The organism is Seohaeicola sp., from assembly GCF_048006315.1.
Classification (GTDB): Bacteria; Pseudomonadota; Alphaproteobacteria; order Rhodobacterales; family Rhodobacteraceae; genus Seohaeicola.
Map to the genome: position 1 here is coordinate 2,845,387 of NZ_CP180350.1, position 16,710 is coordinate 2,862,096.

Sequence of the window (16,710 nt, forward strand, 5' to 3'; positions counted from 1 at the left end):
GGCCTGCCAAGTGTCGCGTTGTATCGGCCAAGCTAAGTGATAGGCTCGGCGCAGCAATGCAACAAGGGGTGCCATGCATGGGTGACAGACAGAAGACATTGCTGCTGACCGGCGCAAGCCGCGGGATCGGACATGCCACGGTGCGACGGTTCAACGCCGAAGGTTGGCGCGTCATCACCTGTTCGCGCCATGCCTTTCCGGCGGAATGCCCCTGGGGTGGCGGGGCCGAGAACCATGTGCAGATCGACCTTGCCGATCCCAAGGATACGATCGCCAAGCTGACCGATATCCGCGAGCGGCTGGATGGGCGACTGGATGCGCTGGTCAACAACGCGGGTATCTCGCCCAAGGGAAACACGGGCGAGCGGCTCAACACGATCAGCACCGATCTGCGGACATGGGGGCATGTGTTCCATGTCAACTTCTTCGCATCGGTTGTGCTGGCGCGTGGGTTGAAGGAAGAACTGGCGGCCGCGCAGGGATCGGTGGTCAACATCACCTCGATCGCAGGGGCGCGCGTCCATCCTTTCGCCGGGGCCGCATATTCCACGTCGAAAGCTGCACTTGCCGCGCTGACCCGCGAGATGGCGCATGATTTCGGCCCGTTCGGTGTGCGCGTGAATGCCGTGGCCCCGGGAGAGGTGGAAACCTCGATCCTGTCGCCGGGCACGGACAAGATCGTCGAAAAACTGCCGATGCGGCGTCTGGGCCAACCGGATGAGGTCGCGGCGACGATCTTTTTCCTGTGCTCGGATCAGTCATCCTACATCACGGGAACCGAGATCGAGGTGAACGGCGGCCAGCACGTCTGAACGAACCGGGGCAGGGGGGCGCCGCCCCCAGCGTTCACCTGCGGCGAACGCTCCCCCCGGGATATTTCGGGCAAGAAGAAAAGAGGTCAGACCAGCGTGGCAATCACGGCGCGCAGGGTGGCGATGCCTTCGCCCTTTTCGGAAGAGGTCAGGATGATCTCGGGGAAGGCGGCGGGATGTTTTGCCAGCGCACCGCGGACCTGGGTCAGAACCGCATCGCGCTCCGACGTCTTGATCTTGTCGGTCTTGGTCAGAACCACCTGAAAGGCCAGGGCAGAGCTGTCCATCAGGGACAGGATTTCCTCGTCCACGGGTTTGATCCCGTGGCGCGCATCGATCAGCACGAAGGCGCGGCGCAGGGTCTGGCGGCCCGACAGATATTGCTTGAGCAGTTTCTGCCATTTGGCGACGACGGCCACCGGGGCGTTGGCGTAGCCATAGCCCGGAAGGTCGACCAGGTAATGCCGGGCCCCGACGGTGAAAAAGTTGATTTCCTGCGTGCGTCCCGGGGTGTTCGAGGCGCGCGCCAGCCCTTTGCGACCCGTCAGGGCATTGATCAGGCTGGATTTCCCAACGTTGGAACGGCCTGCGAAACACACCTCGATCCGGTCTGCTGGCGGCAGTCCGGACATGGCGACAACACCTTTGAGAAACTCGGTCTCGCCCGCGAAAAGAAGGCGCCCGATTTCAGCCGTCTGTGCATCCGGCTCTTCTGCGAGGGGGAAGGGAAGTTGTTGCATCACACGACCTTTGCTGTGTCACCGATTGCGATGGTGCCTGAGGTGATGACCTCGGCATGCACGCAGAAATCCTGATGGTTCCACTGTTCTTCCAGAAAGCCCAACAGATCGCTATCGCGTTTTCCGGTATCGGGATTGGCGGAGGGCGCGGCGCAACGCCCGGTCCGTTCCGTCACGCGCAAGCTGGCCTCTCCGATCAGGATGGTGCGTCCGATCCAGTCGAACTCTTCCCAAGGCGGAAGATCGTCGAGCCAGATATTCGCGCGCCAGCGTTCGACCTGAAGCGTTCGCCCCAAACGGCCTTCGACCGCGCGATGCGATGCCAGGTTGCCGATGGTCAGGGATGGGTAGTCGCTGTCGGTCAGGCCGCGGCCGGGCACGCGGACGATACGCGCGGGTGCCGCGCGACCTTCCGCGGTCAAGGGGCGCACCCAGTCCAGCAGGGTGGAGGGTTGCAGGTCAGGCGCCACGGTCAGGCTGCCTTGATCGGGGTGCGAGAGAGTGATGGTCTGCCCGTCCGCATGCAGTTCGGCACGGATCGCCGCAAGCGCCGGCGAAGAGGCCACGCGGGTGAAACCCGAACAGGGCGACCACGCCGTATCATCGGCCCGCGATGCCTCATGCGCGACGGCCCAAATCCTGTCGCCGGGCAGGCAGCAGCCTGCTGCAAGCCGGGCCGATGCAATGGCCTCGCGCCCGTGCGACTTGACAGGATAGCGCCAGATCTGCGCTAGGCGCCCCATCACTTCGCGCCGGTTTTCGGCTTGCGCTTGAAGCTGCCCTTGATGTTGCCAAACACGTCAGGCTTGTAGCCCTGGCTGCGCATGATCAGGTACTGCTGCGTGAAGGTGATCGTGTTGTTCGCGATCCAGTACACCACCAGGCCGCTGGCGAAACCGCCCAGCATGAACATGAAGACCCAAGGCATCCAGGCAAAGATCATGGCCTGTGTCGGATCGGTCGGCGCCGGGTTCAGCTTCTGCTGCAGCCACATCGAGATACCCAGCAGGATCGGCAGAATGCCGATGAAGATCAGCGCCAGGAAGGAGTTGGGATCGGGCGCATCCCACGGCAGCACACCGAACAGGTTGAAGAGAGAGCTGGGATCCGGCGCGCTGAGGTCGGTGATCCAGCCGATCCAGGGCGCGTGGCGCAATTCGAGGGTGACGAAGATCACCTTGTAGAGCGAGAAGAAGATCGGGATCTGGAGCAGGATCGGCAGACAGCCCGAGGCGGGGTTCACCTTTTCCTTCTTGTAAAGCTCCATCATGTCTTTCTGAAGCTTTTGACGGTCGTCGCCCGCCGCTTTCTTCAGTTCCTCCATCTTGGGCTGGAGTTCCTTCATCTTTGCCATCGACACGTAGGATTTGTAGGCCAGCGGGAACAGCAGCGCCTTGATCAGCAGCGTCAGCCCGATGATGGCCCAGCCCATGGACCCGGTCAGCCCCATGCCGGCCAGGGTCACATTGATGTAATGCAGGACGGCAAAGATCGGCTTGGTCAGGAAGAAGAACCAGCCCCAGTCGATGGAATCAAGAAAACGGTCGACGCCATCATCCTTTTCGTAGGAGCGAATCGTCGCCCATTCCTTCGGTCCTGCGAAAAGCCGGGTTTCCGCGGTGATGGTCTGGCCGGGCGCCACGGTCTGCGTCGGCAGCACGGCCTCGGTCTGATAGATGTCGCGCTGGTTGTCGTATTTCGCGACGGATTTGAAGGGGCTGCCCGCCGCCGGGATCAGGGTGGACATCCAGTAATGATCGGTAAAGCCGATCCAGCCATTCTCGGTGACTTGCGTGACTTCGGCGCGCGCGCCTTCGCGATCGTTGAAGGCGAAGTCCGGCATGTCCTTGTAATCGGTCTCGGTCAAGGTGCCGTCGGCCATGGCGATCAGGCCTTCATGCAGGATGAAGAAATTCTTCAGGCCCTGCGGCTCTCCGTGGCGGGCGAGGATCCCGTAGGGTGCCATGCTGGCGCTGTTTGCGCCGGTATTCTCGACGCTTTGCGTGACGGTGAACATGAAATTCGCGTCGATCGCGATCTGGCGCCGGAACGTGAGGCCCTTGCCGTTTTCCCACACCAGGGCCACCGGTGTTTCGGGGCTGAGCGTGTTGCTGCCTTCCTGCTGCCACATCGTGTTGGCGCCCGGAACATCCTCGGGCGCGATACCGGTGCCGGGCGCCCATCCATAGAGGGCGTAGTAGGCGTTGGGCTTTCCGATCGGGGACAGCACGGTCACGATATCCGCGCCCGGCTCCTGGCTGACGCGGTAGTTCTTGAGCGACAGCTGATCGATGCGTCCACCCAACAGCGAGATCGATCCGGACACACGCGGCGTTTCGATCATGATGCGCGGGGTATCTTCCGCCGGTGCGACGGCAGCCTCGGTTTCGGAAGGCAGATCGCCGGTTGCCGTCTGTGGCGTGGTCGCCAGGGGCGCCGATGCCACGGCGGGATCGTTCGGGTCAACGGCGGGCTGTTCCGGTGGAGGGAACAGTACGAACCAAATCAGAATGACGGCAAAGCTGAGTGCTGTTGCCAGAAGTAGGTTCTTGTTCTGATCGTCCATCGGGGGCTCCCGCCAGTCCTGTCTGAGTGAGGCTGGTTCAACAGAGTGCGAGCCGAAAGGTCAAGCGGATTATGGGAAAAACCCGGTTCTCTGCGGCCATTCGCCATGCTCTGCGGCGATCCGGGGCGGCCTGCCGCACCGGTCATGCCACTGAGCGCATCACCCGGCGGAATGGCCAATCGTGGGTGCCTGCTGCAGCTTGGCGTTATGGTTGCGGATCCAGTCCGCCGTCTGGTCAAAGGGCATCGGGCGGGCAATGCCGAATCCCTGTATATGGCCGCATCCAAGCTGCGCCAGCATGGCATGTTCGCCAAGGGTCTCCACGCCTTCGGCCAGTGTGTCCAGATCAAGGCGGTCTGCCATCGTCAGGATCGCATTGACTATTCTTTGCTGTTCGGGATCGCGGTCGACCTTCAGGACAAAGGAACGGTCGATCTTGATGCGGGCCACGGCAAAGCGCCTGATCGACGAGATGGAGGCATGCCCGGTGCCGAAATCATCCAGGTCGATGACGCAGCCCAGTTTCGCCAAGCCGTTGATGTTGCGGGACACCGTATCGTCAGGGGCTGCCGCCACGACGGTTTCCAGCACTTCGACCGATAGACGCGAGGGAGGCAGATCGAAGCGGTCAAGCTCCCACCGGATCTTGTCCAGAAGTTTGGGATTGTGCAGCTCCTCGGTTGCGAAATTCACCCCGACACGCGGAATGTCGAGCCCGGCCGCATCCCAGGACCGCAGCGCGGTCAGCGCGTGAAAGAGCATGACCTCTCCCAGGCGTTCAAGCTGGCCGGATTGTTCGAGGACCGGCAGGAACTCGGTTGGCGAGATCAGGCCACGCTCGGGATGTTGCCAGCGCGCCAGCGCCTCGAACCCGGTGATTTGCCCCGTATCCGTCGAAATCTGCGGCTGAAACCAGGGAACGATCAGACCGCCCTCAAGCGCGGCCGCCGCCTCGTCGGCCAGAAGGCCTTCACGCACGCGGGATGCCCGCATCCTGTCGTTATAGGCGCGAATGGCCGAAGGTCCGTTCTGCTGTGCATCGGACAATGCCACGCGGGCGGCATCGAGCAGGTCGATGCTGCCCTGCCCGGGATTGCGTGAAGCGAGGCAAAAGCCCACGGAACAGGACAGGTAGACGGTGGTCGCATCCAGGGACAACGGTTCTTCGATGGAAAGTTGCAACCGCCCGGCCATCTGGATCGTGCTTTCCAGATCAAGATGACGCATCGGGGCGATGGCGATCCCGAATTCACCCCCGGGCAGGCGCACCACCCGGTCCCCTTCGCGCAGGGATGACGTGATCCGCGCGGCGAGGCGCAGCATGATTGTTTCCGTGGCGCCAAGGCCGTGCCGATCCAGCAGGTCGCGCAGATCATCCACCGCCAACATGATGCATCCCGTCGATCGCCCGGTTCTGGCAGCGCCTGACATGGCCGTTTCAAGTGCCCGGTTCAGGGCCTCCATCGATTCCTCCGGCGGTGAGGGGGGCGTCATCGCTGAGCCTGGCCTGCCCTCTGCACCGCGTGCCGCGACGGCAAGGATCAGCGGCACCCCAAGCGCCACGATGATCAACCACGCCTCGCCCCCGATCCAGAAGGCCGCCAGTGCCATTGCCGGCATGAATGCCAGGGCCTGAGGCCCTGACAGCATGATCCGCCCCGCGCGCCGCAGCCATGCCTGCCATTTTTCGAAGGATTGCCCCATGCGTGATGTTCCTGTCCTGTTCCCAGGGCAAGTTAGGCGTCTTTTCTCAAGGCAAGTTTAACGCAGGCGGGGTGGATCCGTTTCGACTTGGTCGAATTTTACGGAGTTGCGGGTCAGGCCGGCAAAATCGAACAGGCCCGGATCCAGAAGATGCGAGGGTCGGGCGTTCATCAGCGCGCGGAACATCACCTGCCTGCGGCCGGGGCTGTTCTTTTCCCAGCCGTCCAGGATCTGCTTGACCTGTTGCCGTTGCAGCCCGTCCTGAGATCCGCACAGGTCGCAGGGGATGATCGGGTAATTCATGGCGCGGGCAAAACGCTCGCAGTCATCCTCGGCCACATGGGCGAGGGGGCGCAGCACGAAAAGATCCCCCTCTTCGTTCACCAGCTTGGGCGGCATTGTCGCCAGGCGGCCGCCGTGGAACAGGTTCATGAAGAAGGTCTCAAGGATGTCATCGCGATGATGGCCCAATACCACGGCCGAGCATCCTTCCTCGCGCGCGATGCGGTAGAGGTTGCCGCGGCGCAGGCGCGAGCACAGCGCGCAATAGGTCCGCCCGGCGGGCACCTTGTCGACCACGATGGAATAGGTGTCCTGGTATTCGATTCGGTGCGGCACACCCATGCGTTCCAGGAATTCGGGAAGAACGGTTGCCGGAAATCCGGGCTGGCCCTGATCAAGGTTGCAGGCCAGCAGATCGACAGGCAACAGGCCGCGCCATTGCAGTTCGTGCAGTACGGCCAGCAGGGTATAGCTGTCCTTGCCGCCCGACAGGCAGATCAGCCAGCGGGGCCGCGCCTCGGGGTTGGCGGGATCGCGTTCGATCATGCCGTACTGTTCAATCGCCTCGCGCGTGTATTGCACGATGCGTTTGCGCAGTTTCTTGAACTCGGTGCTTTTCGGGGCCCCGTGAAACAGCGGATGGATATCTTCGGAATCGTCAAGCATGTCTGCGCCCTGTCTTTGCCTGCCATGTAGCGCGACAGGCCAGCGAATGCCAGCGTTGCGCGTCTTTGTCGATCCGTTCACGCCCTCGGCGCGTATCCATGGCAGGACAACAGGAGAAGACAATGCGGATCTTGGCGATGTTATTGGTCATCGGGCTTGCGGGATGTACCGGCAAACCGGCGCTGGAGGATGAAAAGCTCAGCACGCGCAGCCTCAACCTCGAGGAGTTTTTCGAGGGCAGAACAGTCGCCCACGGCCAGTTCCAGGATATTTTCGGCACCGTGCGCCGCCGCTTCGCGGTCGAGATCAACGGCACATGGGATGGCCGGACCCTGCGCCTTGTCGAGGATTTCGTTTACGAGGACGGCAGCACCGAACAACGCGTCTGGACGCTGGACAAGACGGGCGAGGACACATGGCAAGGCACTGCGCCCGGTGTGATCGGCACGGCCTTCGGGGAAGAGCGCGGCGATAGCTTCAACTGGCGCTACACGATCGATCTGCCCGTGCCGGATGGCACGCTGCGGGTGACCTTCGACGACTGGATGTGGTTGCTGACCGAAGATCGGCTGCTGAACCGTGCCTATATGAAACGCTTCGGCGTCGACATCGGCGAGGTGATCATCACCTTCGAAAAGCAGGGCTGATCAATCGGGCATGCGGTCATGGTTGTGGCCGCATCCCTTGCGGTCGGGGACGGGATCATATCCGGAACTGCCCCAGGGATGGCAGCGCCCGATCCGGCGCGCGGCCAGCCAGCTGCCCTTGAAGGCACCGTGCTTTTCCAGCGCCTCAAGCGCGTAGGCGGAACATGTCGGTTGATAGCGGCAGCTGAACCCGACCCAGGGCGACAGGATCAGCCGGTAGGCGCGTACGGGCAGGGCGACAAGATGGGCAAGCGGTGTCATGGCCTGGTCTGATGAAGTTTCTTCAGCGCCGATATAAGATCGCGCTTGAGATCCTCAAAGGGGCGGGCGGCGGTCGCCTCGGCCCGACCGATCAGGACATAGTCCCATCCATCCCTGCCGTGTTCCGGCAACACCATGCGGGCTGCCTCGCGCAGACGGCGCTTTGCGCGATTGCGTGCCACGGCATTGCCGACCTTCTTGGTGCAGGTAAAGCCGACGCGGATGCCGGTGGCCGCTTCGTCGGTGCGCCGCTGGCGGGCCTGCACCATCATTCCCGATGTGCCTTGCCGACCTGCGCGGGCGCACCGCAGGAAATCGGCGCGTTCCTTCATCACATGGATGGCGGGACGCGGTCCGGTCGACGGCGGACAAACGGAAACCGCCGGTGGCGTTTCCCCTGGTCTGGCGGTAGTGCCAGTCTCGGGGGCCTCCGGCGGTGTCATGCCTTCAACAACGTGCGGGCGCTTACGCGCTCAGCACCTTGCGGCCACGCGCGCGGCGCGCGTTCAGGATCTTGCGGCCGTTCTTGGTGGCCATGCGCGCACGAAAGCCGTGACGGTTCTTGCGCACGCGGTTCGAGGGTTGAAAGGTGCGTTTCATCGCTCCGTCTCCAAAACAAATGCCATTATGCGCGAGATTCGCGCCGGCCCGTGATATCCGAAGCCCGTCCTATAGACAGGGGTTTTCCCCAAGTCAAACCGTGCCCGGCGGTTTTCGCGCGGTTTTGCAACAAAAAACGCGATGTGCCTGCCCGGATCGGCGGTGGCGGGCCGCAAATGTTTCAGTTCCTTGCCAAAGTGCGCCGATTTTCACGGGTTTCGTCACCCCGGATCAAGCGCGCGTGAGGCTGATGCAAAAGCCTGTCAAAACCGGGCCCATATGCGCATCTTGGCCACCAGAGTCAAAAAGGACAGAACACGATGCGCGACAAGGCAGACCATCCGACCCGATCCGAGGCGACATCCGACGGGTGGATGCGCCGCCTGCCGCTGATCGTCATCCTGCTTGTGGCGGCTGTGGGTGCCTTCACCCTGCGCGATACGCTGACATTCGACATGCTGCGCGACAACCGCGAGGCCCTGCTGGCCTTTCGTGACGCAAACTATGCGGCCACCGTGGCCCTGTTCATGCTGGCCTATGTCGTGATCGTGGCCTTCTCGCTGCCGGGGGCCACCATCGCCACGCTGACAGGCGGCTTCCTGTTCGCGACCTTTCCGGGCGCGCTGTTCAACATCACGGCTGCCACCGTCGGCGCTTCGCTGATCTTTCTGGCTGCGCGCTGGGGGCTGGGCGAGCGTCTGGCCGCCCGGATGGAAAGCAGCGAAGGTGCCGTGAAGCGCATCAAGGACGGCATCGACGAGAATCAGTGGTCCATGCTGTTCCTGATCCGGCTGGTGCCTGCGGTTCCCTTTTTCGTGGCCAACCTTGTGCCGGCGCTTGTGGGCGTCCCGCTCAACCGTTTCGTGATCTCGACCTTCCTTGGCATCATTCCGGGCGGGGTCGTCTTTACATCCGTGGGGGCTGGCCTGGGGCAGGTGTTCGAACGCGGCGAGACCCCGAACCTCGGCATCATCTTCGAGCCGCAGATCCTGCTGCCGCTTCTGGGGCTGTGCCTGCTGGCGCTGCTGCCGATCGTGATCAAGGCGCTGCGGCGCGGAAAGGCCCTGTGATGGCGCATCTCAAGACAGATATCCTGGTGATCGGTGCGGGGTCGGGTGGTCTCTCGGTCGCGGCAGGGGCCGTGCAGATGGGGGCCGATGTGATCCTGCTCGAGGGTCACAAGATGGGGGGCGATTGCCTGAACTACGGCTGCGTGCCCTCCAAGGCGTTGCTGGCGGCGGGCCACGCCGCCCATGCGATGACGGCGGGTGCCGCGATGGGGATCACGCCTGTCGCCCCGCAGATCGACTATGCCGCGGCCAAGGATCATGTGGCCCGCGTGATCGCGCAGATCGAACCCGTCGACAGCCAGGAACGGTTCGAGGGGCTGGGCGTCAAGGTGATCCGGGCCTTCGGCCATTTCACCGGACCGAACACCGTACAGGCGGGCGAGGATACCATCAGCGCCCGGCGGATCGTCATCGCGACAGGTTCAAGCCCGCTGGTTCCGCCCATCCCCGGCCTGGACAAAGTGCCGTATCTGACCAACGAGACACTGTTCGATCTGCGCGAAAAGCCCGATCACCTGCTGATCATCGGTGGCGGCCCGATCGGCATGGAAATGGCGCAGGCCCATCGGCGACTGGGTTGCGAGGTGACGGTGATCGAAGGCGCCAAGGCGCTGGGCAAGGACGATCCCGAAATGGCGTCGGTCGTTCTGGATCATCTGCGTCATGAAGGGATCACCATTGCAGAGGATGCGCTGGCTGCCGAGGTGCGTGGCGCCACCGGGGCGATCGAGGTCGCGGTCAAGGATGGGCGCGTCTTCAAGGGCACGCATCTTCTGGTGGCGGTGGGGCGCAAATCTAATACCGACAGGCTGAACCTTGCGGCGGCGGGGATCGAAGCGACCCGTCAGGGCATCAGGGTCGATGAACGGATGCGGACCACGAACAAACGCGTCTTTGCCATCGGTGACGTCGCAGGCGGGCTGCAGTTCACCCATGTCGCGGGCTATCATGCGGGTCTGATCATCCGCCAGGCGCTGTTCGGTCTGCCGGCCCGGCAGAAAGCCGCCCATATCCCCTGGGCCACCTATACCGACCCTGAACTGGCCCAGGTCGGCCTGACCGAGGCTGCGGCGCGCCAGAAATTCGGCGCGGCGCTCGAGGTGGCGCGCTTTGACTATCACCATAACGACCGGGCTATCGCCACCCTGCAAACAAAGGGCCTGATCAAGGTCATGGTCCACAAGGGCCGCCCCGTCGGGGTGTCCATCGTCGGGCATCAGGCGGGCGAGTTGATCGCGCTGTGGTCCATGGCGATTGCCAACAACCTCAAGATGTCGGCCGTGGCCGGGATGGTGGCCTCTTATCCGACGATAGCCGAGATCAACAAACGCGCGGCTGGGGCCTATTTCTCGCCCCGACTGTTTGATAACCCTGTCGTGAAAAAGGTTGTCGGGCTGGTGCAGAGATGGCTGCCGTGACCCAGTAAAGAGGCGTCGATGTTGCATTCGCTTTCAGGACGGTTCCTGATCCTGACCATCATCTTCGTGATGCTGGCCGAGATCCTGATTTTCGTACCGTCCGTGGCGCGCTTCCGCGAGGACTACCTGCTGCTGCGGCTCGAGCGCGCGCAGATCGCTAGCCTGGCCTTGCTGGCCGATGACGTGATCTCACCCGATCTCGAAGAGGAACTGCTGCGCAACGCCGAGGTGTTCAACGTCGTGTTGCGCCGTGACGAGGCGCGGCAGCTTGTCCTTGCCTCTCCCATGCCGCAGGTGGTGGACCGCACCTATGACCTGCGTGATCCGCCCGCGCTGGAATTGATCGGTGATGCCTTGGGGCAGCTGCTGGACCAGGCCCCCGAAGTGATCCGCGTGATCGGCAACCCCACCCGCGAGGCGGGATTGCTGATCGAGGTTACCATGGAAACGGGGCCGCTGCGGATTGCCATGCTGGAATATGGCGTGCGCATCCTGATCCTGTCGGCGGTCATTTCGATCTTCACGGCGACGCTGCTGTTCCTGGCGGTGCAACGCCTTCTCGTGATGCCCATCGCGCGCGTGGCGCGCGCCATGAGCCATTATGCCGAAGCACCCGAGGACGGGCGGCGCATCATCCAGCCGACCTCGGGGATCACCGAACTCAGGCAGGCTGAAGATGCCCTGCAAAGCCTGCAGACCCAGCTGACCGGTGCGCTCAAGCAAAAGGAACGGCTGGCGCAACTTGGTGGCGCGGTGGCCAAGATCAGCCATGACCTGCGCAACATGCTGACCTCGGCCCAGTTGTTCGTGGACCGTATCGAGATGTCCGAAGATCCGGCGGTCAAGCGGCTGGCGCCCAAGCTTGTGAACTCGATCACCCGTGCGGTGCATCTGTGCGAAAGCACGCTGGCCTTCGGCAAGGCCGAGGAACCCGCACCACGGCTGCGCGACATCCTGTTGCTGGATGTCGTGTCCGATGTGCTGGACAGCGAGCGCCTTGCGGTCGGCGATGCCGATGTCAGCCTGTCCGAGGATGTGCCCGGCACCCTCGTCGTCAAGGCGGACCCCGAGCAGCTGTTCCGCGTCATCTTCAACCTTGTCCGCAACGCGCGGCAGGCGATTGCGCAGACCGGCAAGCCCGGTGAAATCAGCGTCGCCGCCGAAGCCCGGGACACGGCATGGGTGATCCGTGTCAGCGATACCGGTCCGGGTCTGCCGGCAAAGGCCCGCGAGCATCTGTTCCAGCCGTTTCAGGGCGGGGCGCGCAAGGGCGGGTCCGGGCTTGGCCTTGTGATCGCGCAGGATCTGATCCGCAGCCATGGTGGTCGGCTGGAGCTTGAGGCGACAGGCCCGGAGGGCACAACCTTCCTGATCACCCTGCCGCGGGAGGGGAATTGATGTGCTGTTTTCGGGGGCGTGCGAAAAAACCGCAATCGCCCCTTGCCAAGCCCTGACCTTGGGGCTAAACCCCGCCTCCACGGACTGGTAGCTCAGTTGGATAGAGTACTTGACTACGAATCAAGGGGTCGGGGGTTCGAATCCTCCCCAGTCCGCCACTTGCATCCCTTAAGTGACTGATATTAAACGCTTTCTATGGATCGCGTCCCCCAATGCATCCCCCACACTGACGTGGACCGCTATGGTATCTGCCGGAACCTGTTGGTGGTGCGAGAGAGTTTTTTTATTTCAAAGTATGATGATTGGGCGTTTTTCATGCTTCGGAAATGCGTGGCTTCGGGGCCTTCATCTTCTAAGTGCTTGCCGTGGGGGCTAGCCGCGCTGAGTCAGACTGCGAAGCGGCCGCCTTCGATCGTGCGGGCCTGACCAAGAGCTGTCAGGCTTTCCAGAAGGGGTTGCACTGATCTGGCTTGTCCGCGCTGGAATTGGCGGGCCACCTGTTCGGGGGTGGCAGTGCCAAGTTCCGACAGCGCGCCGCGCACGGCGGCGATCTGTTCGGGCAGGGATTTGGGCCACGGGGTCTTGGCGGTGCTGTCCTTGGGGCCAAGGTCCATGGCGCGCTGTTCGCCCTTGGTGATGGCGGCAAGGCCCGCGCGGTTCTGATAGGCAGGGCGCAGCCAGCGGATCAGGCCGCGCGCTTCCTCGGCGGCCCTTTCGCGGTTCAGGTCCACAAGGCGGTGCAGAATGTCATCATCCGAAAGGTCAGCGGGCCAGCCATAAGCCTCTGCCACCGCCGCGTCGATCTGGTCATGTAGGTCGCGCAGGATGCCAATCAGGCCTTGATCGTAAACCGCCTTGTCCTTGCCCTCGATTCGTTCCCCCGCGCGCAGCTTTTCCAACACGTTATACATGGCGGTCAGGGTCAGCTTGGGATGCGTAGCCTGTTGAGCCTTGCGATGCGCGTCGAGCTGCTCGCCAAGACTGCGGAGACGGGCTTTTTGCGCCTCGGTCGGATCAGGGAAGGGAAAGGGGTCGAAGCATCTGGATTTTGCGTAAACGGGGTCATTCCCCACGCCGAGCCAGCTTCCTGCAGACAGCGACCAGATTTCGTGAAGCTTTGAGGATAGAACTGCGAAATCCTCACCATGATCGAGACAAAGAACGATCAGCTTGTTGTCCGAAAGAATCTGCGCATCCAGGAACTGGAAAGTCCTATATTTGGCGGTTTCTACAGTTGCGATGAAACGTGGCAGCCCCATTAGCGCCGGGCGCAAATCTTTTCTGGGTTCGCCATGAACCCACCAGTTTCGTTTATAACTTTCGCGATTGTTCTGATCTCGTTCAGGTTTCACCTTGTCCAGAACATGCTGATAAACCGTCGGAAAGCGTGAGCGCACTTCGGCTTCGGTCAACCCGAAAAGGTCGATCACCATCACTCCGCGCGGAGTGGCGGTAAGGTCGCGTCCGTTACGATAGTTGCGGATATGGTTTTCCAGCCCTGGCACGCTGCCAAGGCCAAGGGAACGGGCTTCATCTGGCGTTACAATGAAGCCAGAGCCGATGAGTTGCATTCCTCGATATGCCAACCCCTCATTCGCCCTCAACGCCACAGCCCCCGCTACATCGGCCCCGATCCGCAAATCAGCGAAAATCTTGCCCTTCTCGATCTGGAAGGTGACGGGGCGGCCCTCGGCCTCGGCCTCACCTTTGGCCTCATGGATCACGGTCAACAGCCGCCCCGGCGCGCGCCCACCCTCGGCCACGGTCATTGCAATCCGTACCGCCGCCCCGTCGCCTGCATCCACCCAGGGGTGATCGGGAATGGCGAAGGTCAGGGACAGGGGCGTCTTGGGGTCCGACAGATGCGGCTCCAGTACCTTTCGGTTGAAGGTCTGGCGCAGGGAAGTGGTGGTGATCAGGCCAAAGCGCCGTGTGCCCTTGGCGCGCGCCTTGTCGGTGGCGGGTTTCCAGCCGCGCGCGGCCAGCGCGGCCTTGTCCCACCAATACATCACGAAATCCGCGCTTTGCGGGATGCGGGGATAGGCGGCGCGCAGCGCCTCGGTATAGCCATCACCCAGCGCCTCGCGCATCCGGCTGGCTCCGATGAATGGTGGGTTGCCGATGATGAAATCCGCCTGCGGCCATGTGGCGGGGGCGGGCTTGATGAAATCGAGCACCGTCACGTGGGATTGTGGGTCGGGCACCTGTTCGCCCGTCACTGGATGGGTGATCGTGCCGATGCCATCCCAACGGGTGATGGGCGCGCCGCCCTCGTCCAGCCGTGGTTTGGTGCCCTCATAGATCAGCACCGCATCGCGGTTTTCGATATTCTTGAAGTCGCGCAGCACGGGTTCGGCGGGGGATGCCTGCCCATGGGTTCTGAAATGCCATTGCAGATAGCCGATCCACAGCACTAATTCAGCCACCGCCGCCGCCCATGGGTTCAGCTCGATCCCCAGAAACTGATGCGGGTCCACGGTATGCCCGGCCAGCGACAGCGCGCCCTGATCCTCACCCAAGTCTTTCAGCAGGGCGGTCACTTCGCCCTCCAGCCGTTTCATCAGTTCCAGCGCGACGTAGAGGAAGTTGCCCGATCCGCAGGCCGGGTCCAGGACGCGAATGTCGCACAGGCGGGTGTGGAAGGCGCGCACAGTATCGCGAGCGTCCTCCTCGCGGCCTTGGGCTGCCAGCGCCACTGCTGCCGCCTGCACGTCGAGCCAATCGGCACGCAGTGGCTCCATGATCGTGGGCACGACCAGCCGTTCCACATAGGCGCGAGGCGTGTAGTGCGCACCCAGCTTGTGGCGTTGCCGCTTGTCCAATGCGCGTTCCAGCAGGGTGCCGAAGATCGCCGGTTCGACCTCGCGCCAGTCGCAGCTAGCGGCGTCGATCAGCAGTGAGAGTTGAACCTCGGACAGGGGCAGGGCGTCTGCTTGCTTGAACAATCCGCCGTTGAAGCGTTTGAGGTCTATAGTCAGGGTTGCGGAAAAGCCGCCGGTGTTCATCGTCTCCCACAGGGCTTTCAGCGCGCGCCCGGCATGTTCGGGATGACCCCGCAGACGTTTGAGCAGGTCCGAGAAACTGTTGTGCGGGATCAGGTCCACATCTTCGGCAAACATGGTGAAGAGGCAGCGCATCAGGAAGCGGGCCACGGCCTCGGGTTCATGGCCCTGACCCTCGAAGGATCGGCCCAGCGCGGCCAGCCGGTCGGCCACTTCGTGGGTGACCTGCGCCGCGATTTTCGACGGGTCAAGTGCCTGGGGGTTGGTCCAGATCAGGCGCAGGCGTTCGCGGATCTTATCATCGCGCAGGTCGTCCATCGTGATGCGGTAGCGGTTGCCATCCGGGTATTGGGTATAGCCCTGACCCTGCCCCGAAAAATCTGCGTAGACCTCGATCACATGGCCCACGTCTACGATTAAAAGAAAGGGCGGCCAGCCATCTTCCCTCGAAACTGCGCGGGCGTAACCATCAGCTTGGGCGCGTGCACGGAGCATCGTATCATCCCAGCGCCGCGTGCCGCGTGCCGCGTGTGCCGTGGCCCTTGCGTGTAGGGCCTGCCGGGTCAGGCAGAGGGACGGGTTGCACGTCGTTCTTCGGCGCCGTGCTAGCGGTGCCTTGCTTGGCTTCCATGACGAAATGGCCCGCGCGGTAGAGGTCGATGAAACCAGACGATTGCGTTCCGGTGTGGATGAAGGTGACGGGGTATTCGAAGCAATAGGAGTTGGCGCGGGTTGCAGCCTGTGCGGGATCAGGTTTCGGTAGTTCCAGCAGTGCGCAGAGTTCATGCGCAAAGGTCTGGAAATTCGCACGTTCGCTGCCTCCCGACTGTTTCCAGCGGTCGATAAATTCTTTGATCCGCAAAACACTTGCCCTGTCACTGTATCACGCCGCTATTCTTGCAGCGGTTGTGCGCTGAAACAAAGACATTTTAGTTCGACTAGGCTCTGGACCAATAAATCGATCCCTGCGCCAACGGCAGCTTCGACTGTGAGCCGACCCTGAAAGAAAAGGGACTATGACCGAGATGCTGACTTTCCTGCCGTTCACCTAAACTACTCGGACCTGCGCGAACGGCCCAAACCAGACATCTGAGCAGAATGCGACGAAGGTCAGCTCCGCACAGCTGACATTCGGAACTCAAAGCCCCCGAGGATTTCTTCGGGAGCTTTGCGTTCCCGAAGCTTTCTGGTCACAACGGTTCTGGCCTGAACTTGCACCATGAAATGCAAAAGGCTGGGTTTGCTTATCGTGCCGTTCTTTGTTTCAGTTACGCTGGTGAAAAGCCAGCGTCGGTCAGAGCAGTGACGATTTGATCGCGGGATGCGCTGGTCGTCACCTCTACGCTATGCGCAGGCAGATCGACCTTGACCGTTGCTGCCGCATCGACAGCCTGAATAGCCTTGGTCACGCCGCGGGCACAGCCGCCGCAGGTCATTGTTTCAACGTGGAACTGCATGGGAAATCCTTTGTTCGATTTTGTCTAACAGACATATGGGGCTTCCAAGCGTTGGAAGGTCAATAGGTCAGATTCAGGAAATTCGTC

General features: G+C 62.3%; 16 protein-coding genes and 1 tRNA gene. 6 read left to right on the forward strand and 11 right to left on the reverse strand.

The annotated features are described in order from the left end of the window. Window positions 1–77 precede the first annotated feature (77 nt). Window positions 78–812, forward strand: coding sequence for an SDR family NAD(P)-dependent oxidoreductase (locus ACMUJL_RS14250; protein WP_068289103.1), 735 nt, complete (start codon window positions 78–80; stop codon window positions 810–812). Between the two features lie 86 nt (window positions 813–898). Here the strand turns inward: ACMUJL_RS14250 and yihA are convergent, their stop codons facing one another. From yihA to ttcA, 5 genes are all read right to left on the reverse strand, one after another. Further along, on the reverse strand, window positions 899–1,552 hold the full coding sequence (gene yihA / locus ACMUJL_RS14255) for a ribosome biogenesis GTP-binding protein YihA/YsxC (protein ID WP_375573323.1): 654 nt from the start codon (window positions 1,550–1,552) through the stop codon (window positions 899–901). Further along, entirely contained in the window at window positions 1,552–2,295 is a 744-nt protein-coding gene (locus ACMUJL_RS14260) for an MOSC domain-containing protein (RefSeq protein WP_375573321.1), read from the reverse strand. The genes yihA and ACMUJL_RS14260 overlap by 1 nt, the downstream gene beginning before the upstream one ends. Continuing rightward, window positions 2,295–4,118, reverse strand: a complete 1,824-nt coding sequence (yidC, locus tag ACMUJL_RS14265; protein WP_375573319.1) for a membrane protein insertase YidC — start codon at window positions 4,116–4,118, stop codon at window positions 2,295–2,297. Before yidC ends, ACMUJL_RS14260 begins: the two co-directional genes overlap by 1 nt. A gap of 159 nt (window positions 4,119–4,277) precedes the next feature. Beyond that, the gene (locus tag ACMUJL_RS14270) at window positions 4,278–5,822 is read right to left on the reverse strand and encodes a putative bifunctional diguanylate cyclase/phosphodiesterase (RefSeq protein ID WP_375573317.1); all 1,545 of its coding nucleotides are present in this window, start codon (window positions 5,820–5,822) and stop codon (window positions 4,278–4,280) included. A 57-nt stretch (window positions 5,823–5,879) separates the two neighbouring features. Then, window positions 5,880–6,770: a tRNA 2-thiocytidine(32) synthetase TtcA gene (ttcA, locus tag ACMUJL_RS14275; protein ID WP_068289084.1), complete on the reverse strand. Its 891-nt coding sequence runs from the start codon at window positions 6,768–6,770 to the stop codon at window positions 5,880–5,882. A 137-nt stretch (window positions 6,771–6,907) separates the two neighbouring features. On the opposite strand from ttcA, the gene ACMUJL_RS14280 reads away from it, so the two are divergent. Beyond that, window positions 6,908–7,417 (forward strand): DUF3833 domain-containing protein, encoded by a 510-nt coding sequence (locus tag ACMUJL_RS14280; protein WP_375573315.1) that lies wholly within the window; start codon window positions 6,908–6,910, stop codon window positions 7,415–7,417. Here the strand turns inward: ACMUJL_RS14280 and yidD are convergent, their stop codons facing one another. From yidD to rpmH, 3 genes are read right to left on the reverse strand one after another with little or no spacing between them, the layout of a single operon-like run. Continuing rightward, window positions 7,418–7,678 (reverse strand): membrane protein insertion efficiency factor YidD, encoded by a 261-nt coding sequence (gene yidD / locus ACMUJL_RS14285; protein WP_068289078.1) that lies wholly within the window; start codon window positions 7,676–7,678, stop codon window positions 7,418–7,420. It lies immediately after the preceding gene. Next, entirely contained in the window at window positions 7,675–8,121 is a 447-nt protein-coding gene (rnpA, locus tag ACMUJL_RS14290; protein ID WP_068289074.1) for a ribonuclease P protein component, read from the reverse strand. Before rnpA ends, yidD begins: the two co-directional genes overlap by 4 nt. A gap of 22 nt (window positions 8,122–8,143) precedes the next feature. Next, window positions 8,144–8,278 carry a 50S ribosomal protein L34 gene (gene rpmH / locus ACMUJL_RS14295; protein ID WP_068289071.1) on the reverse strand — a complete coding sequence of 45 codons (135 nt, stop codon included), beginning with the start codon at window positions 8,276–8,278 and terminating at the stop codon, window positions 8,144–8,146. 320 nt (window positions 8,279–8,598) lie between these two features. On the opposite strand from rpmH, the gene ACMUJL_RS14300 reads away from it, so the two are divergent. The 4 genes from ACMUJL_RS14300 to ACMUJL_RS14315 all read left to right on the forward strand — a co-directional run bounded on the left by ACMUJL_RS14300 (window position 8,599) and on the right by ACMUJL_RS14315 (window position 12,322). Beyond that, the gene (locus ACMUJL_RS14300) at window positions 8,599–9,348 is read left to right on the forward strand and encodes a TVP38/TMEM64 family protein (RefSeq protein ID WP_068289068.1); all 750 of its coding nucleotides are present in this window, start codon (window positions 8,599–8,601) and stop codon (window positions 9,346–9,348) included. Beyond that, window positions 9,348–10,766: a dihydrolipoyl dehydrogenase family protein gene (locus ACMUJL_RS14305; protein ID WP_375573311.1), complete on the forward strand. Its 1,419-nt coding sequence runs from the start codon at window positions 9,348–9,350 to the stop codon at window positions 10,764–10,766. The genes ACMUJL_RS14300 and ACMUJL_RS14305 overlap by 1 nt, the downstream gene beginning before the upstream one ends. Before the next feature lie 18 nt (window positions 10,767–10,784). After that, on the forward strand, window positions 10,785–12,164 hold the full coding sequence (locus ACMUJL_RS14310; protein ID WP_068289062.1) for a sensor histidine kinase: 1,380 nt from the start codon (window positions 10,785–10,787) through the stop codon (window positions 12,162–12,164). An 81-nt stretch (window positions 12,165–12,245) separates the two neighbouring features. Then, window positions 12,246–12,322 (forward strand) — tRNA-Arg (locus ACMUJL_RS14315). A gap of 228 nt (window positions 12,323–12,550) precedes the next feature. Here the strand turns inward: ACMUJL_RS14315 and ACMUJL_RS14320 are convergent. The 3 genes from ACMUJL_RS14320 to ACMUJL_RS14330 form a co-directional block, all read right to left on the reverse strand. After that, window positions 12,551–15,661, reverse strand: coding sequence for a class I SAM-dependent DNA methyltransferase (locus ACMUJL_RS14320; protein WP_375573308.1), 3,111 nt, complete (start codon window positions 15,659–15,661; stop codon window positions 12,551–12,553). A 4-nt stretch (window positions 15,662–15,665) separates the two neighbouring features. Next, window positions 15,666–16,028: a type IIL restriction-modification enzyme MmeI gene (locus ACMUJL_RS14325; RefSeq protein ID WP_375573306.1), complete on the reverse strand. Its 363-nt coding sequence runs from the start codon at window positions 16,026–16,028 to the stop codon at window positions 15,666–15,668. Between the two features lie 406 nt (window positions 16,029–16,434). Continuing rightward, window positions 16,435–16,623 carry a heavy-metal-associated domain-containing protein gene (locus ACMUJL_RS14330; protein WP_375573304.1) on the reverse strand — a complete coding sequence of 63 codons (189 nt, stop codon included), beginning with the start codon at window positions 16,621–16,623 and terminating at the stop codon, window positions 16,435–16,437. Between the last annotated feature and the right edge of the window lie 87 nt (window positions 16,624–16,710).